At 36.4% G+C, this 14,965-nt stretch carries 17 protein-coding genes; 5 read left to right on the top strand and 12 right to left on the bottom strand.

Annotated features, from left to right (window positions below; genetic code table 11):
• Positions 1 to 6: 6 nt before the first annotated feature.
• The 3 genes from KTH84_RS07630 to hemE form a co-directional block, all read right to left on the bottom strand.
• Positions 7 to 477 carry a DUF3015 family protein gene (locus KTH84_RS07630; RefSeq protein ID WP_042898012.1) on the bottom strand — a complete coding sequence of 157 codons (471 nt, stop codon included), beginning with the start codon at positions 475 to 477 and terminating at the stop codon, positions 7 to 9.
• Between the two features lie 150 nt (positions 478 to 627).
• Entirely contained in the window at positions 628 to 1,422 is a 795-nt protein-coding gene (locus KTH84_RS07625; protein ID WP_262472761.1) for a DUF817 domain-containing protein, read from the bottom strand.
• Between the two features lie 5 nt (positions 1,423 to 1,427).
• A complete protein-coding gene (gene hemE / locus KTH84_RS07620) occupies positions 1,428 to 2,501 on the bottom strand; it encodes a uroporphyrinogen decarboxylase (RefSeq protein ID WP_262472759.1) in 1,074 nt (357 codons plus the stop codon).
• A gap of 301 nt (positions 2,502 to 2,802) precedes the next feature.
• Here hemE and KTH84_RS07615 point away from each other — a divergent pair, with 301 nt between their 5' ends.
• Both KTH84_RS07615 and KTH84_RS07610 read left to right on the top strand, forming a co-directional pair.
• Complete coding sequence (locus tag KTH84_RS07615) at positions 2,803 to 4,041, top strand: L,D-transpeptidase (RefSeq protein ID WP_262472757.1); 1,239 nt, start codon at positions 2,803 to 2,805, stop codon at positions 4,039 to 4,041.
• Between the two features lie 191 nt (positions 4,042 to 4,232).
• Positions 4,233 to 4,919 (top strand): pirin family protein, encoded by a 687-nt coding sequence (locus KTH84_RS07610; RefSeq protein ID WP_262472756.1) that lies wholly within the window; start codon positions 4,233 to 4,235, stop codon positions 4,917 to 4,919.
• Between the two features lie 34 nt (positions 4,920 to 4,953).
• Here the strand turns inward: KTH84_RS07610 and KTH84_RS07605 are convergent, their stop codons facing one another.
• Entirely contained in the window at positions 4,954 to 5,178 is a 225-nt protein-coding gene (locus KTH84_RS07605; protein ID WP_262472788.1) for a hypothetical protein, read from the bottom strand.
• Positions 5,179 to 5,253: 75 nt separating this feature from the next.
• A complete protein-coding gene (locus KTH84_RS07600; protein ID WP_262472754.1) occupies positions 5,254 to 5,877 on the bottom strand; it encodes a transcriptional regulator in 624 nt (207 codons plus the stop codon).
• A gap of 255 nt (positions 5,878 to 6,132) precedes the next feature.
• Here KTH84_RS07600 and KTH84_RS07595 point away from each other — a divergent pair, with 255 nt between their 5' ends.
• Together KTH84_RS07595 and KTH84_RS07590 are read left to right on the top strand one after the other, a co-directional pair.
• Entirely contained in the window at positions 6,133 to 7,101 is a 969-nt protein-coding gene (locus KTH84_RS07595; RefSeq protein WP_133972408.1) for a threo-3-hydroxy-L-aspartate ammonia-lyase, read from the top strand.
• A gap of 116 nt (positions 7,102 to 7,217) precedes the next feature.
• Positions 7,218 to 8,129, top strand: coding sequence for an ornithine cyclodeaminase family protein (locus KTH84_RS07590; RefSeq protein ID WP_262472752.1), 912 nt, complete (start codon positions 7,218 to 7,220; stop codon positions 8,127 to 8,129).
• A 96-nt stretch (positions 8,130 to 8,225) separates the two neighbouring features.
• On the opposite strand, the gene KTH84_RS07585 is transcribed toward KTH84_RS07590, so the two are convergent.
• The 4 genes from KTH84_RS07585 to KTH84_RS07570 all read right to left on the bottom strand — a co-directional run bounded on the left by KTH84_RS07585 (position 8,226) and on the right by KTH84_RS07570 (position 11,807).
• Positions 8,226 to 8,840: a M17 family peptidase N-terminal domain-containing protein gene (locus KTH84_RS07585; RefSeq protein WP_262472750.1), complete on the bottom strand. Its 615-nt coding sequence runs from the start codon at positions 8,838 to 8,840 to the stop codon at positions 8,226 to 8,228.
• Positions 8,841 to 8,858: 18 nt separating this feature from the next.
• Positions 8,859 to 10,319 (bottom strand): alginate export family protein, encoded by a 1,461-nt coding sequence (locus KTH84_RS07580; RefSeq protein WP_316249450.1) that lies wholly within the window; start codon positions 10,317 to 10,319, stop codon positions 8,859 to 8,861.
• 109 nt (positions 10,320 to 10,428) lie between these two features.
• On the bottom strand, positions 10,429 to 11,343 hold the full coding sequence (locus KTH84_RS07575) for a glyoxalase (protein ID WP_262472747.1): 915 nt from the start codon (positions 11,341 to 11,343) through the stop codon (positions 10,429 to 10,431).
• Between the two features lie 38 nt (positions 11,344 to 11,381).
• On the bottom strand, positions 11,382 to 11,807 hold the full coding sequence (locus KTH84_RS07570) for a DoxX family protein (protein WP_262472745.1): 426 nt from the start codon (positions 11,805 to 11,807) through the stop codon (positions 11,382 to 11,384).
• 331 nt (positions 11,808 to 12,138) lie between these two features.
• Between KTH84_RS07570 and KTH84_RS07565 the strand changes: the two genes are divergently transcribed.
• Positions 12,139 to 12,996, top strand: coding sequence for a LysR family transcriptional regulator (locus tag KTH84_RS07565; protein WP_262472743.1), 858 nt, complete (start codon positions 12,139 to 12,141; stop codon positions 12,994 to 12,996).
• A 33-nt stretch (positions 12,997 to 13,029) separates the two neighbouring features.
• On the opposite strand, the gene KTH84_RS07560 is transcribed toward KTH84_RS07565, so the two are convergent.
• From KTH84_RS07560 to KTH84_RS07550, 3 genes are all read right to left on the bottom strand, one after another.
• Positions 13,030 to 13,590, bottom strand: coding sequence for a TetR/AcrR family transcriptional regulator (locus tag KTH84_RS07560; RefSeq protein ID WP_262472787.1), 561 nt, complete (start codon positions 13,588 to 13,590; stop codon positions 13,030 to 13,032).
• Between the two features lie 796 nt (positions 13,591 to 14,386).
• Positions 14,387 to 14,593: a hypothetical protein gene (locus KTH84_RS07555; RefSeq protein WP_003650534.1), complete on the bottom strand. Its 207-nt coding sequence runs from the start codon at positions 14,591 to 14,593 to the stop codon at positions 14,387 to 14,389.
• Between the two features lie 70 nt (positions 14,594 to 14,663).
• Positions 14,664 to 14,891 (bottom strand): hypothetical protein, encoded by a 228-nt coding sequence (locus KTH84_RS07550; RefSeq protein WP_042898020.1) that lies wholly within the window; start codon positions 14,889 to 14,891, stop codon positions 14,664 to 14,666.
• Between the last annotated feature and the right edge of the window lie 74 nt (positions 14,892 to 14,965).

Below are 14,965 nucleotides of genomic sequence, written 5' to 3'. Positions count from 1 at the left end.
TCAAACTTATACGTAAGCTTTTAAAACGTCGTCTTTAGCCATTACGGTTTGTAATGATGCTAATACTTGAAGGGTATTTTGATTATTTGCTGAATAGATTTCACCAAAGTTTGCTTTTGAAATTTTAAAGAAACGGTCTTTATCTTGAGGTTTAATTTGCATTAACTCAGCAAGGACGTTCAGGCTTTCACCTTGGCCTACTGCCATATCACGTGCTAAAGCTTCAGCATTTTCGTTTGTGAATGTTACAACTTGCGCTGTTACTGTTCCGCCTTGACGACAGCCTAAAGTACCGAAAGTGATCCCTAATAATTGGTTAGTAAAAATACCGTTTGTTGTTGCTGCAAGAATTTTAGGCGCTACTCCTTTTTTGCCAGCCCATACTTGTGTACCCACACCACAACCAACATCGTTGTCAGCCATTGCAACACTTGAACCAGCTGCTAATAAAGCAGCTAAAGCTAATTTTTTTAACATAGATGTAAATCTCCAAAAATCATTATTGATTGTTTCTTATGTGTTGTATTGTTATGTGTAATTCTTATTACACGTTATTAAAGATAACGAGAAGGCTACGATTTAGCAATTAAAAAATAAACAATATGATGAAAAGTGCTAAAGAAAAAATTACCTTAAATTCCAATTACCTTGATTATCTCGATTACCTAATATTTTAAGAACCAATACTAAGCTTAAAAGTAATAATAAATACCACGATCCAAGCTTGCCCCACCCCACCATATGCCAAGCATCAACCTGACTTGGATAGAGCCAAATTTTATAAAATGTACTTATATTTTCAGCAATCCAGATGATAAACGCGAGCGTCAATAATATCGGTAGCATCGGGATTTTAAATTTATGTTCATTTATTTGAAAATAAAGTTTCGTTTTCCAGAAAATAAAAATACTAATCGCAAATAAAATATAGCGAATATCGGGAACAAAAAATTTACTCATAAAATTTATATATGAGAAAAATGCCAGTAATAGCATAGTTCCAAAACTTGGAAGCTTTTCAAAAGAAACTTGAAACAGTCGTATTGAACGGGCGAAGAAACTACCTACGGCCGAATACATGAAGCCTGCAAATAGAGGCACAGTTAAAATTTTAAATACGGCGGGCTGTGGATATTGCCATGAAGCAATTGCAGGATGAGTCAAAAATATTTCCATGACCATCGCCATGACGTGAAATAAAGCAATGACTTTGGCTTCTGCCCATGACTCCAGTTTTAAATAGAGTAAGCATATCTGGATTAACACTGCATATATGAGTAAATAATCATAACGATAAAAACCCATATATTCATGGCTTCCCATCGGTGCTGTTAAAGCAAAAGCAATTAATAGCAAAATACCAAACAAGGCTGCCGAAACAGCCTTGCCGATAAATTGAAACGGTAAAGTTAGATATTGCACAAAAACTATCCTAGATATTTAGCGCTATACTCATGCACTGTATCTACAAAGATTTTTGGTTGTGCAGGGTCTACCCACTGAGTAATCCCATGACCTAAGTTAGCAATGTAACCCGTCTTTTCACCATTTGCGTATGCATCATCCAACATAGCTTTCACTGCTTTTTCAATTGAAGCTGCCGAACCATATAAAACAGCCGGATCAAGATTTCCTTGTAAAGCTACGCGTCCAGCCACCGTAGTTCGGGCTGTATCTAACCGCGTAGTCCAATCTAAACCTAATGCATCTGCGCCTGTGCTAATCATTGGCTCTAACCATTGCCCACCGCCTTTAGTGAACACAATGATCGGAATACGTCGACCGTCTTTCTCACGTTGTAAACCTGCAATGATTTTATTCATGTAGTTTAAAGAGAATTCGACATATTCACGATGTGCCAATGCCCCGCCCCAGCTATCAAAGATCTGGATCGCCTGAGCACCAGCATCAATCTGAGCATTTAAATAATCAATGACTGAATCTGCTAAATGATCAAGCAAAGCATGCAAAACCTCTGGTTGTGCATACATCATTTGCTTAGTAAAACGGAAGTCCTTACTTGAACCACCCTCAACCATATAAGTTGCTAAAGTCCAAGGGCTACCCGAAAAACCAATCAGTGGAACTTGACCACCTAAAGCAGAGCGAATGGTGCTCACCGCGTTCATGACATAATCAAGGTCTGATTTTGCATTTAGCTTTGGTAAATTCGCCACATCTTGTTCGGTACGCACTGTTTTATGGAACTTTGGTCCTTCACCTGTTTCAAAGTAAAGCCCTAAGCCCAATGCATCTGGAATTGTCAAAATATCTGAAAATAAAATTGCTGCATCTAAATCATAGCGACGCAAAGGTTGTAAAGTGACTTCACAGGCAAAATCTGTATTTTTACATAAGGATAGAAAGTCGCCTGCTTTTGAACGTGTTTCACGATATTCAGGCAAATAACGCCCTGCTTGACGCATCATCCATACCGGCGTGGTATCTACAGGTTCGCGTAACAAAGCACGGAGGAAACGATCATTTTTCAAAGTCGTCATTACCAATCTCTATCTTCTTTATGTGGCAGCATCATATCAAAAACAAAGGCATTTTTATAATTTCAATTTCACACAAAAAACTTGTCAATCTACTAAAAAATGCATATTTACACAAAAGTCTACTGCAAGCTGCGAGGTTTTCTGCAATACTTGCAACATGTTACATGGGGTTTATTACTATTCTTTTAATCACTAAATTGCCAATCTTGGGCTCATAGAAATGAGTTATGGGTAATTTTATGCACTTTAAGATTAGATCAATCCCCTATTGCTTATATGAAAATTCTTAAGGTTGAATTACATGTTTGTTCGCTCATTACTCGCTATGAGTTTAAGTTGTATTATTGCTAATGTTGCTTTTGCCGCTTCAACAACTGAGCAACCAATGGCCCCTAAAAAGGTATCAGCTCCTGTAGAAGATCCGATTGATCCTCTTGCGGTAGATGCAGCTTCAACTGTACAAGCTCAAGCTCCAACACAAATTACTGCTCAAGAACAAAATGACCTAAATCGAGCGTCAACAACATTACAAAACTTACAGAAAACTGAAGACCCAAATGCAGAGTCAGGTATTGCTGCGTCTACACCAGCTGTTGCTAAAAGTGCTCCTGCGTCTACGACTCCAGCGACTACCGCTGCATCATGGACTTTAGATAGCTTAAACTCGGCAGAATGGTCTGAGAATATTGGCAAAGGCCAACTTCCAGTCTATGCACGTGCACACGTAATGCTAAATAATGCGCATGCATCGCCAGGCGCTATTGATGGCATGAGTGGTAAAAACACATTAAAAGCAATTTCTTCATTCCAGCAAATGAATGGTTTATCAGCTACTGGTGAACTGACTAAAGAAACTTGGGATGCGTTAGTTGCTAAACAAACTAAGCCAGCATTTATTGAATACACGATCTCTGATGCTGACTTAAAAGGTCCGTATGCCCAATCAATCCCTTCTGATTATGCTTTACAAGCAAAAATGAAAGGTTTGTACTACACCCGTGTTAGCGAAATGTTGGGCGAGAAGTTTCATATTGATGAAGGTTTCTTAAAGAAATTAAACCCAACTGCGACATTCAAAAAAGCGGGTGAAAAAATCATTGTTCCAAACGTGCGCAATGATTTACCAGAAGATATTCATTTGATTATTGCCCATAAAGGCGCAAAACAATTGTATCTCTTCAATAGCCGGAACCAAATGATTGCCTCATTTCCTGCAACAATTGGCAGTACTGATACGCCTTCTCCGGCCGGTACTTACAAGGTAGTTGGTGTGGCTCGTAACCCATGGTATAGCTATTCACCTTCAAACTTTGTACAAGGTAAAAACTTAAAACCTCTTTCTTTACCACCTGGCCCAAATGCCCCTGTTGGTAATATCTGGATTGGTTTAAGTAAAAAATCTTTTGGTATTCACGGAACACCAAATCCATCTTTAATTTCTAAAACAGCATCACACGGTTGTATCCGTTTGACTAACTGGGATGCAAATGATTTAGGAAGTAAAGTACGCTCTGGCGTAACTGTTAAGTTCCTTGAGTAATCAAAATATTCTTTAAAAAACCTGCCTTCACGGCAGGTTTTTTTTAATCATCAAAAATGCATAGATAAATAAAAAACACTACAATCATATCAATTATGCAACGACATGTTGCAGGTAGCCTATTTTTCTGACCTTTATAGAACGTTAAGATATTTCTCAAGAGATAAATAAAAAATTTGGGAGATTAGATCATGAATACTTACGTACATCGTAGTGAAGATCGTGGACACGTTAAAGCGGGATGGTTAGAGTCTTATCATAGCTTTTCATTTGGTAGCTGGTACAACCCTAAATATATGGGTGTGAGTACTTTACGAGTTATTAATGACGATAAGATTGATGCCCATAATGGTTTCGGTACGCATTCACATGACAATATGGAAATCTTAACCTGTGTGTTAGATGGTGCAATTTCACACCGTGATACGATGGGAAATGAAGGCCAGATTAAAGCAGGTGAATGGCAACTCATGAGTGCTGGCACAGGGGTTGCCCACAGTGAAATTAATAACACTGATACACCTGTACATTTATTACAAATCTGGATTCATCCAGATGTAAGAGATGCAGAGCCCAATTACCAGCAAATTAGTCTCGACCCACGTAAAGCCCCGAACAAATGGCACTTAATTGCAGGTCCCGACGCAAATGCACCAATGCATATTCGTCAAAATGCAGAGATAAAGTCGGCTGTATTGGAAAAAGGACACGAGTTAAGTGTTGAGCCAGTTAAAAAAGTGAACTATGTTCATGTTATTTCAGGTGTAATTCATATCGGTGATCAAGAAGTCAAAGCGGGTGATGCCTTTGTATTTGAAGATAAAGCGACGATCCAAGCAACTGAAGAGAGTCAATTTATTTGGTTCGACTTACCTTAAATTAATCAAAAGCCCTTTGAACAAAAGGGCTTTTTTAATCTCCTCCACCGCCCCCATCACATCCTCCCGAATCTGAAGATGATGAACAATCATTTGAATGGCTAGAGCTATGATGATAACTATTATGATGTGTTGAAGAAGATGAGTAATCATGCTCTCCAGATGACGAAGAATTTTTTAAATTTCTAAGCAGTGCAATTAAACAAATCAGACCAATACTGGAAAAAATTGCAATAAATACAATAATAAATAACTTCAAATAACGACCTCCTAGATCAAGCTAAACACACATTAAAATAAACTATTCGAATCTTATAAATTATGAAAAATCGTTTTAAGTTTCCTTCACATACAAATAAGCACTCGCTCTTGATATACCTAAATGTTGTGCAACCGTCTCCACAGCCTTTTTAATGTCTAATAAACCATTATTCTTTAACTCGTGTATTAATTGTTTTCTCTCAATAAGTTTTAACATACGGGGTGTAGTGGCATGTTTTGAGGCAAATTGATCGATATATCTTCGAATTGCTTCAGTCCCATTCGGTTCCAACTTTTCAATAATGTTGTCAGTTTCAATTTTAGTAAACTGGTCTAAAGCGCTTTGCATGCCCCTAAATAGGGTTAAATCAATATTCATACATAAAGCGGCCACATATTCGCCCTCTTCATCTTTAATACCAATAGAAGTACTTTTTGCGGGGCGGCCATCTGCAAACTGGTTTGCATAGTTTGAAATAAGATTTGGAAATTCTGGAGACATAATTCTTGCCAGCCCTAACTCTGTTGCTGGATCTCCAATTTTTCGACCAGATAAATTGTTGTGTATTGAGAGTATGGCATGTTCAGGATTTGTTAAGTCATGGACAACAACTTCGCAAAATGGAAATAGAGTTTCACTTAACCCTTTCGCGATTGTATCTAGTTGAGTGAGTAAATGTTTATCACGATTTCCCAATGTATTTCCTCCAAATGACTTGCTTACTATTTCAAACCCTAGCGTGAAGTATGCAATAGTAATTTAGACTTTTTATCTAATTTTAAACTTAATGTAAATCAAAATCTTATATCTCATTGTTATCACATCAGAAAATAATATTAGACATTTTATCTAAAAATATATATTTTATCTAAACAAGGTCAATATATTGTGCGTTGTTTGAGCAATACGAAATCTTGCATCCGAAAATATTGAATAGAATTAGGTTTAATTATGAAAAATTTAACCCTTCCAACTTATGAAGATGTCGCAGCCGCTGCTGAACGTATAAAAGGTTTTGCAAATAACACCCCTGTTTTAACTTCACGTACTGTTAACAATGAATTTGAAGCAGAAGTATTCTTTAAATGTGAGAATTTTCAGCGTGTTGGCGCTTTCAAATTTCGTGGTGCAATGAATGCGCTTGCACAGTTCGATGAAGTTCAAAAAAAAGCTGGTGTTGTTGCTTTTTCTTCGGGAAATCATGCACAAGCGATTGCACTGTCAGCGAAAATTCTTGGTATTCCTGCCACAATCATCATGCCCAAAGATGCTCCTGCTGCAAAAATGGCAGCGACGCGAGAATACGGCGGCACTATTGTTGAATTTGACCGCTATACGGAAGATCGGGAACAAATTGGAAAAGAGATTGCCGAAAAAAATGGTCTGACATTAATTCCATCTTATGATCATCCGCATGTAATTGCAGGTCAAGGAACGGCTGCAAAAGAGCTATTTGAAGAGGTTGGTGAGTTGGATTACCTCTTTGTATGTTTAGGTGGTGGAGGCTTATTAGCTGGGTCTTCCTTATCTGCCCGTCAACTCTCTCCTAATTGTAAAATATATGGTGTTGAACCTGCCCTAGGAAATGATGGGCAAATGTCCTTTAGAAAAGGAGAAATTGTTCATATTGATACGCCCCAAACGATTGCCGACGGTGCTCAAACTCAATACTTAGGCAAACTCACTTTCCCTATTATTCAAAAGAATGTAGATGACATTTTGACTGTAACAGACGAAGAACTCGTGACTTCTATGAAGTTTTTTGCTGAAAGAATGAAGATGGTGGTTGAACCGACAGGATGCCTTGGATTTGCGGCTGCACGCAATTTGAAACATGAATTAAAAGGCAAACGTATAGGCATCATTATTAGTGGTGGGAACGTCGATATTTCTAAATATGTAGAATTTTTATCAGCTTAATAAAAGTCTTAAGTCTATCTATGATTTCTTTTAAAGCGTCATGGATAGGCATGAATGTGCACTGACCTCTCGAACTGTTCACGTCTTAATTTAAACATCAACTTTTGGAGATGGTTATGAGATTTATTTCTGAGTCTGAATCTTCTGCTCTCATCAATCATGAACTCGCTTATGATGCGATTTATCAAGCTTTAATTGCTGCAACTCAATTGGACACTCAAAGTTTTCCTGTGGTTCATGGTCAAGCGTCTGATACAAAAAATACGTTTAGTATTAAATCATCTGCTACCCAGCAATTAGCTGGTCTTAAAGTTGGTTCTTTTTGGGAAGATAACCCTAAAAATGGTTTACCACGCCATAACGCGCTCATTTTATTATTTAATCAAGCCAATGGAAAAATGGCAGCAGCCATCGAAGCTGGCAAAGTGAATGCATTCCGTACAGCAGCATCTAATGCTGTTGCAACCAATCTACTAGCAAGAAAAGATTCAAAAGTATTAGCCATATTTGGTACGGGAAATCAGGCCAAATATGAATGTGAGGCATTAGCGAGAATTAGAAACTTCGATCAGGTTTTGGTTGTAGGACGCGACGAAAATAAAGCTGAAACAATGGTAGAAGACCTAAAACCATTAGGGATTAAGCTTAAAATTGCTGGTGCAAAAGAAGCCTGTGAACAAGCAGATATTATTGTGACAGCAACTTCCTCACACGCTCCTCTTTTTAAAGCAGAATGGGTAAAAGCCGGTACTCATATTTCATCTATGGGGTCTGATAAGCAAGGCAAACAAGAACTTCCACCAGAGTTATTTCTACATAGTCGTTTATTTTGCGACCTTAATACCCAGTCTAAAATCATCGGTGAATTCCAACATGCCCCTGAATCTACAATTTTAATGAATATAGGTGATGTGCTTTTAGCAAATGCTCAAGGAAGGCAATATCAAGAACAAATTACAATTTATGACAGTTCAGGGTTATCTATACAAGATTTATATATCGCTCAGAAAATTTTAGAAATCTCTTAATATTTATCATTTAACTGCATCACTCAGGTTAATGCAGTTAAGTTAAAACGTGTTTCTTTTGTACCACTTTACCAAATTCATTTAAAAAAAAATGAATTAATTTTTAGTAAAAATTTTGGCAAAAGACCTTCTATATTGTTCAACCTTAACGTCATAATTTTGAAAACCCGCATCAAATACCCACCTTTCAATTTCAGACTTTTTGACTAAATTTTGCAAATAAAGCTGATTATGTCGGTCTAATTCTTCTTTTAAGCTTCTTAGCATGAGTTCATTTAAACCAGCGGGAGGATTAAGACCTGTATCTAAAATACTAGGCGCAAATGCCACACTTTTTAGTTCCAATTGATGCGCTGTTTTCACAGCAGTTTTTATCGCAGTCCCTATTTTCTCTACGTTAAAAGCTTCTGGCGCACCCATTCCTATCAATAAAACTTTAGAAGCTTGTATGGTTGAAGGAGTTTGATTTATTAAAAGAACATCATTCAGTTTTGCGCTGAACCAGTTATTTTTCCGTATTTCATTTAGTCTTCCATTTAGAGCGTCATCTAAATGTGCCAAACCGCCCGAAAAAGGACGGTTATTCATTTCATGTTCAAAGATACAAGCACAGGAAAGATCAACCTCTGCCGTGGTGCAATCCCAAGTCACGAGTTCAATGTCTAGATTTTGATAATGTCCAATTTTAGTTTGCTTTAAATCTGTGCTCATATTTCTTCTCGTCTAGTTTTACCAGCCATATTTAAGTTCAAGTCCTAAATAATTTGAGTCTTTGCCTCCTGCTCTCTTAATCGTATCTCCAACTTCAAAGTGAACCCCTTCGGCAGCCACAGACAGATTAGAATTTATTTTTTGATCTGCTCTCAGTTGAATATATGCCCCCGTCCAGCTTGAACCTTGTCCTGCGGTGTTCGCCATGCTGTTATTACCTTGGAAATAAACTGCATCGTTAGTTGTTTCACGCCATTGAAAACCTAATGCACTTAATAGAGTGAGTTTATCGGAAGGCTTAAGTGTCAGAGACGGTTTGATATGAATAATATTACTGTAGCCACTATAACCCGCCAAAGTAAAATATGAGCCATTTGCAAAAAGCTGGTTAAAGGTATTGAGCTCATTATCGTTGGTACTTTTATCGCCTGTGGCAATATCAAACTGGACGCCTAAACGCGGCGACCAAGCTTGCTCAGCAAACGTGTATCCTGTAATGCTACTAAGTCCCCATGCCTGAATAGATTGCGCTCCAATCCTTCCATGTTGAAGCATTCCTTCCACATCCCAATCGATATTGTTCTGTTTACCCATATGACGAAAATCATATAAGTCTCGAATCTCATTACCTGTAACGCTTAGAAAAGATGCATTATCGCGTTCATAACGTGAGTAATAACCAGATAACTCACCGCCCCACAGATTTTGTTTATCAACGCGAAAACCGCTAAAACTTAAATTTCGTTTCGAGTGATCATTAAAAGTTGAATCTTTTTCAATCTGAACGGGTCTGGTGAGATAACCTAAAATTCTCCAATCGCCATATTCATAACCTGACCAAATTCCATCAAAGGCTTGTCGAACGTTTGGACCTTCTCTGTTCGAAATAAAGCGTTGTAAGTCAAAAGCCATCTCTTGACGCCCTACTCTAAATTTAAAAGTTCCATTATTTAAAGGACTCACCCACGCAATAAAGGCTTGTTCTACATCAAGTCTATTCTGGTCGGTACTTGCAATATTCTTTTTATCAAACGCGCGCGCATCACTTAGCTGAGTAAATAATTGTAAATGATCGCCAATACGTGCATCTGCATGAACTTGTAATCTTTGAATTAAATAGCGATCAGCTTGATTATTTCCGCTGCCAAATCTCGCATTATTATTGACTTCAAAACGCTCACGAATATTTGCACCCAATGACAAATAATTATTATTGCCAAAAGGTATATATTTGAAGTCGTCTCCTATTTTTTTTGGTACACATGGATTTTTTAAAACATCCCAATTTTCTTGCCAACGATTGGTTGAGATTTTTGGACGAGTTGGACATACATTTGTATTTGAAACTTCTTGTTCTGCATGAGCAAATTCATAAAGAAATAAACTACCCGTTAGCAATAAACTCATTTTAATTATTTTAAGGTAAGTTTCTGAGCACTTAATTCGACAGTTTCTATCATTAGAAATATGCGGGGCCATCTTGTTATCCATGGTAATAAATAGGTCATTGCAGAGACTTCGTCTTTTACGCTCACATTGCCCTTGGACAATATGAACGTTGTTTTCTATCAACATTTAAGGCAATAAATTACTTTATGGAAGCATGAATTTCGGCAATATAACCACCTGGGAACTGCACCATCGCTGCCTCACGACCCTCTGATTTATAGGCATTGACCAGAACTGTCACACCAGCTTTTGTCGCTTTATCTAAAGTCTCAGATAAGTTCTTAACTTCATAACCCGTCATATCATGCCCATATGGATAAGGAAGATGACCATCGGTGACCAACACTGTCATTTTGCCAAAATCAGATTCAACACGAATACGTCTATAGGTTTCATTTGGTCGTCCAATTTCTACACCAGCAGCCTTTGGATTATCTGAAACCACTTTACCGTGCGAGAAATTGACGAACTTTTTAATAAAAGAGTCAGCACTTTGTTTTGAAATATAAATACGATTTTCTGGAACGGTTTCTAACTTGTTATAGCTAGGTTTAGTCGTGTGCCAATAAAGCTGCATATTCACGCCACCCGGCCATTGAATGACCGCATCACGCCCGATCGGGTCTGGAAATGCATCCACAATCACATCTGCACCGTTTGCTTTAGCTGCTTGTACGGCCGCATCCATATCTTTGACTAAATAGCCTGTTCGCTCCAAACCAAAAGGATATGGAACCGGAGTTTTAAAACCAAATACAGACAGTGTTCCAACTGGAGTCAAGACAAGCTGAGACATGGTCTGGCTTGGTGTTGGCGTCACCTGAAAAACACCCTGTTTAGATTTGGTTCCCCCAAATGTCGCCACTAAGCTATCGGTAAATTTATCAAAGTCTTCGGGGTTCACATAAACATGCGTTGTATCGTATTGAGGGGCTACACCGGGCGCTTCACTTTTTACACTCGTTGTTGTTTTGGCTAGAATTTGAGGAACAAAGGCAACATTTGTGCCCACTAGCATTGTGCTTAAAAGCAAGGCTGATAATGATTTACGCATAAAAGACTCCTGTTTATATTGGGTGCTATAACTTATTGTCAGTTTGATTTTTGATTAGAAAGAATGGTGACCATAACCAATGCAGCGATGAGACCAAGGTGTTCAAAGAAACTATTAAACATGCTAAAAAATGCTGGGCCTGTATGATTCCAAAAATCGTTTGCAACCAGCATCGCTATTGCGGTTAGAAAACCTAAAGCCCCAGCCCCGAACCAGACAAAACGATTAAAAATAACTAAGAGCGAACCAACAATTTCAATAAAAATTGCTGTAGCTGCCCAGAGCCAAGCAGGTTGTAAACCGAAATTCGCTTGCTCCTCAATCGCCAGATGAAATCCTATTAATTTATTAATTCCGCCGACTAAATAAGCCGAAACTAATGCAACTCTTAGAATTGGGAGCAACCCATGAATTGTTAAGATCTTTTTTACCCATATAGGATTATTATTAATCAAGTCACTCATCTATTTACCTCATTGATATTTCAATCTTCTAATACCCCAACGAATTTATAAAACACTTAAAACATCAATTAAAAAATATAAAAATTAACTTTTTAAAATGCATAGTAATATCCTCAAGAACAATCAACTCTAATTTAAATATATAAAATAATTATTTATATCATTCACCACAAAAAACAAAACAAATCACTAGCTATATAAAATCAAAAATAAACGTAAACTACTAGATATTCATTTAAATACAAACTGTATCCTTAAAAGATACAATGATTGATAACGACAAGATAATCATATAGTTTAGCGGCACACCAATTTAGCCTTTCAAAAATTAATGGATAAACTAGACTGTATTCATACTTTTATCAGCGTCGTAGAAAATGGAAATTTTAGTAATGCCTCTAGAAATTTAGGAATTACTAGAGATCAAGTTTCTAAAAGAATCTTTTATTTAGAAAGTCTATTTAGTACATCATTATTTATACGAAATACCAGAAAAATGGACCTGACTCATTCAGGAGAAAAGTTTTATCAGCGTTGTAAAATTATTGTTAAAGAGCTAGATTTAGCCGCTAATGACTTTATATATGATCAAAAGTACCCTGAGGGTATATTAAAAATCAATGCTCCTCATGCTTTTATTCAAACTTGCTTTTCAGATATTATTTCTAATTTTCTAATTCAATATCCCAATATAGAAATTGACCTTTTATTTTCAGAAAAAACAATAGATAACAATGAAAGTAAATTTGATATTGTTTTAAAAATTGAAGAAGACATTAAAGAAGAAAATATTTTTATCCTAGACACCTATAAAAGAAATTTCTATGCTACATCTGCTTTTTTAAATAAGCATGGAAAACCTAAAAGCATAGAGGAGTTAAGAAAATATAATATTTTATTATATTCGAAATCAGATTTAAAAAACAAAATTATTAATTCAAGCCCTCAACTGATCTGCAACAATATAGAAATTCTGTTAGATTTCTGCAAGAAAAATCAAAGTATTTTATTTATATCTGATTTTTTAGCAAAGAAATATGAAGATGACGGAGTTATTATTAATTGTTCACAAGACATCTTTTCACCAAAACTTCATTTTTATGCAACCACCCCTTATGGATCAAAAATTCCAAAAAAGGTTGAGCTTTTCTTAGATTTATTAAAGCAATATTTTTCTAATTATCACTGAAGTTTTATAATTTAGTTTTTCAAACATATACTGCTATGCGTTTTTCACCCCCATCAAAAAACAATCCAGCACCTTCTCTCGCTCAATTACCACATCTGAGCTTAAAAGCTGAATAATTGCGCCTTCAATCATGTATAAAAATAGTTTGGCATCTTGAAATGAAACATCAGTTTTTAGCAATCTAAGCTGGCTATAGATTTCATTGATTAGCCAAGTTCTATACCTCACTGCGGTTTGGTAGGCTTTTGGATAGGTTAGTTTCGTTTCAAAAATTGCTTTAAATAATAAATAGTAGTGCCCCTCTAAATCGGTATGTAAGAAATAAAGTGTCTTGAGTTTATCAATCACGCTCGTGTGGTTGCTGTACTCAGCAATTGAAATCACTTTTTCTTTTAATCGTTCTTTCTGCACGGTCAAGCAGATTTCAATAAACCGCTCTTTAGAGTGAAAATAATGATAAAAAGTCGCTTTCGGAATTTCGGACTCTTTCACAATTCTGTCGACTCCAACCGTATGAAATCCGTGATGGTGAAACAAATGAATCGACGTATTAATGACTTGGATAGCACGCGTTGGGAGAACTAAATTTGGCATCGTTTTACCGTTATAAATTCTTGTTGTTTCTAAATAAGATAAAAAAGCCTGTGCCCTTTCTGGGAGAAAAAAAGGCATAGCAAAGCCGTAAAGACTGTACTTGGCACATCTCAAGTTTTATTGTTGAAATAAGTTTTTAGCCGTAATGACTTAAAATCTGAAAAGCCGATGAGCCTTCAAACTGTTTAAAGATGAATTAAGTTGTGTCGTTATAGCTTTTGGCAAAGGCTGCCAAGAAATTATGAATGTGCAAAGCCAACTCCTTTTTATTGGGAGTTCTGCCAGAGCATTAATAAGAATTATGGTGGCAGAACGGAAGAAGGTTGACAGACTAGTAATAACTCAAACTAGCACACCCGAAAGTGTCCCTCTCCCGTCCTACCGCTACGGGAAAGAGACGAGTGGTCCACCACACAAGGCTGTTCCTCAGAAGGAAAAGCTCTGATGCGGGAGTTATTATTCAGCCTGTCAAAGCCGGCTGGCAATGTGGCCAGCAGGCAAAGGATAAGCTTCACATTTGTTGCAGTCAAGCACACAAAATGACATTTGTTTTAAAATAGTTCATTAAAAAGTAAGGTTAAATAATGAATAAGTTATTGTTAAATTGAAGTTTATAAAGTCGAGGGATATGTGGGTTTAGGAAACTAGAAATGCGCTAGTATGGCGTTCACCACCTGCGCTTTATAATTAAAGTTATTATTTAATTGAGTATTTACAACGTGCCGTAGAGCCATGAAGGTTTTCTATTTTTTAAAAGAACCCTATCCAGTCGCGTTAAATATACTGCGTTGATAGATTAATTTAATTTATCAATTTTAAAAATTTTACCACTTAAAGTACTTTGAAAAAACATTTCAAAACCCGGTCGTATATCTTCACCTTCAACTGTAATGTATTTTAAATTAGAAAAACATTGAGTATTAGCGAAATAATTATCTACTGTTGCCTGAATGACGTATTTAATCCCAAACTGGTCTTTAACACTGATATTTTGTTTAAGCATTACGATATCCTTATAAAATTATGGCAGAAATAATGGATCTACCTAAATATCCAATAACAAGTTGAGTTTTTTAACAAACTCTTTCATTTAATTTAAATAGTTGATTTATAGACGCGTAAAAGGTACGCCCATCTAAATTTAAATCGACTTCAATTCCAGAGGAAAGAAGAACTCTTTTACCAACTTCAACAGTTTTAAAACCTTCACGTGTATTTTGTATTCTATTTAGAGGAATTAAAGACACTAAAATTTCTGTACCATTTTTAGATTTTGCAATTAAATCATTTATTTTTAACAATTTATATCCTAAATTAAAATTTACTTATAATCTTAAAAAAACTTTAAAATTATTTTAAAACCAAAATAAAAGCA

Origin of the sequence: Acinetobacter sp. WU_MDCI_Abxb74 (assembly GCF_025513915.1) — a bacterium.
Classification (GTDB): domain Bacteria; phylum Pseudomonadota; class Gammaproteobacteria; order Pseudomonadales; family Moraxellaceae; genus Acinetobacter; species Acinetobacter calcoaceticus_C.
The sequence above is the reverse complement of the archived record's forward strand: the minus strand, read 5'-3'. Positions and strand labels throughout refer to the sequence as shown.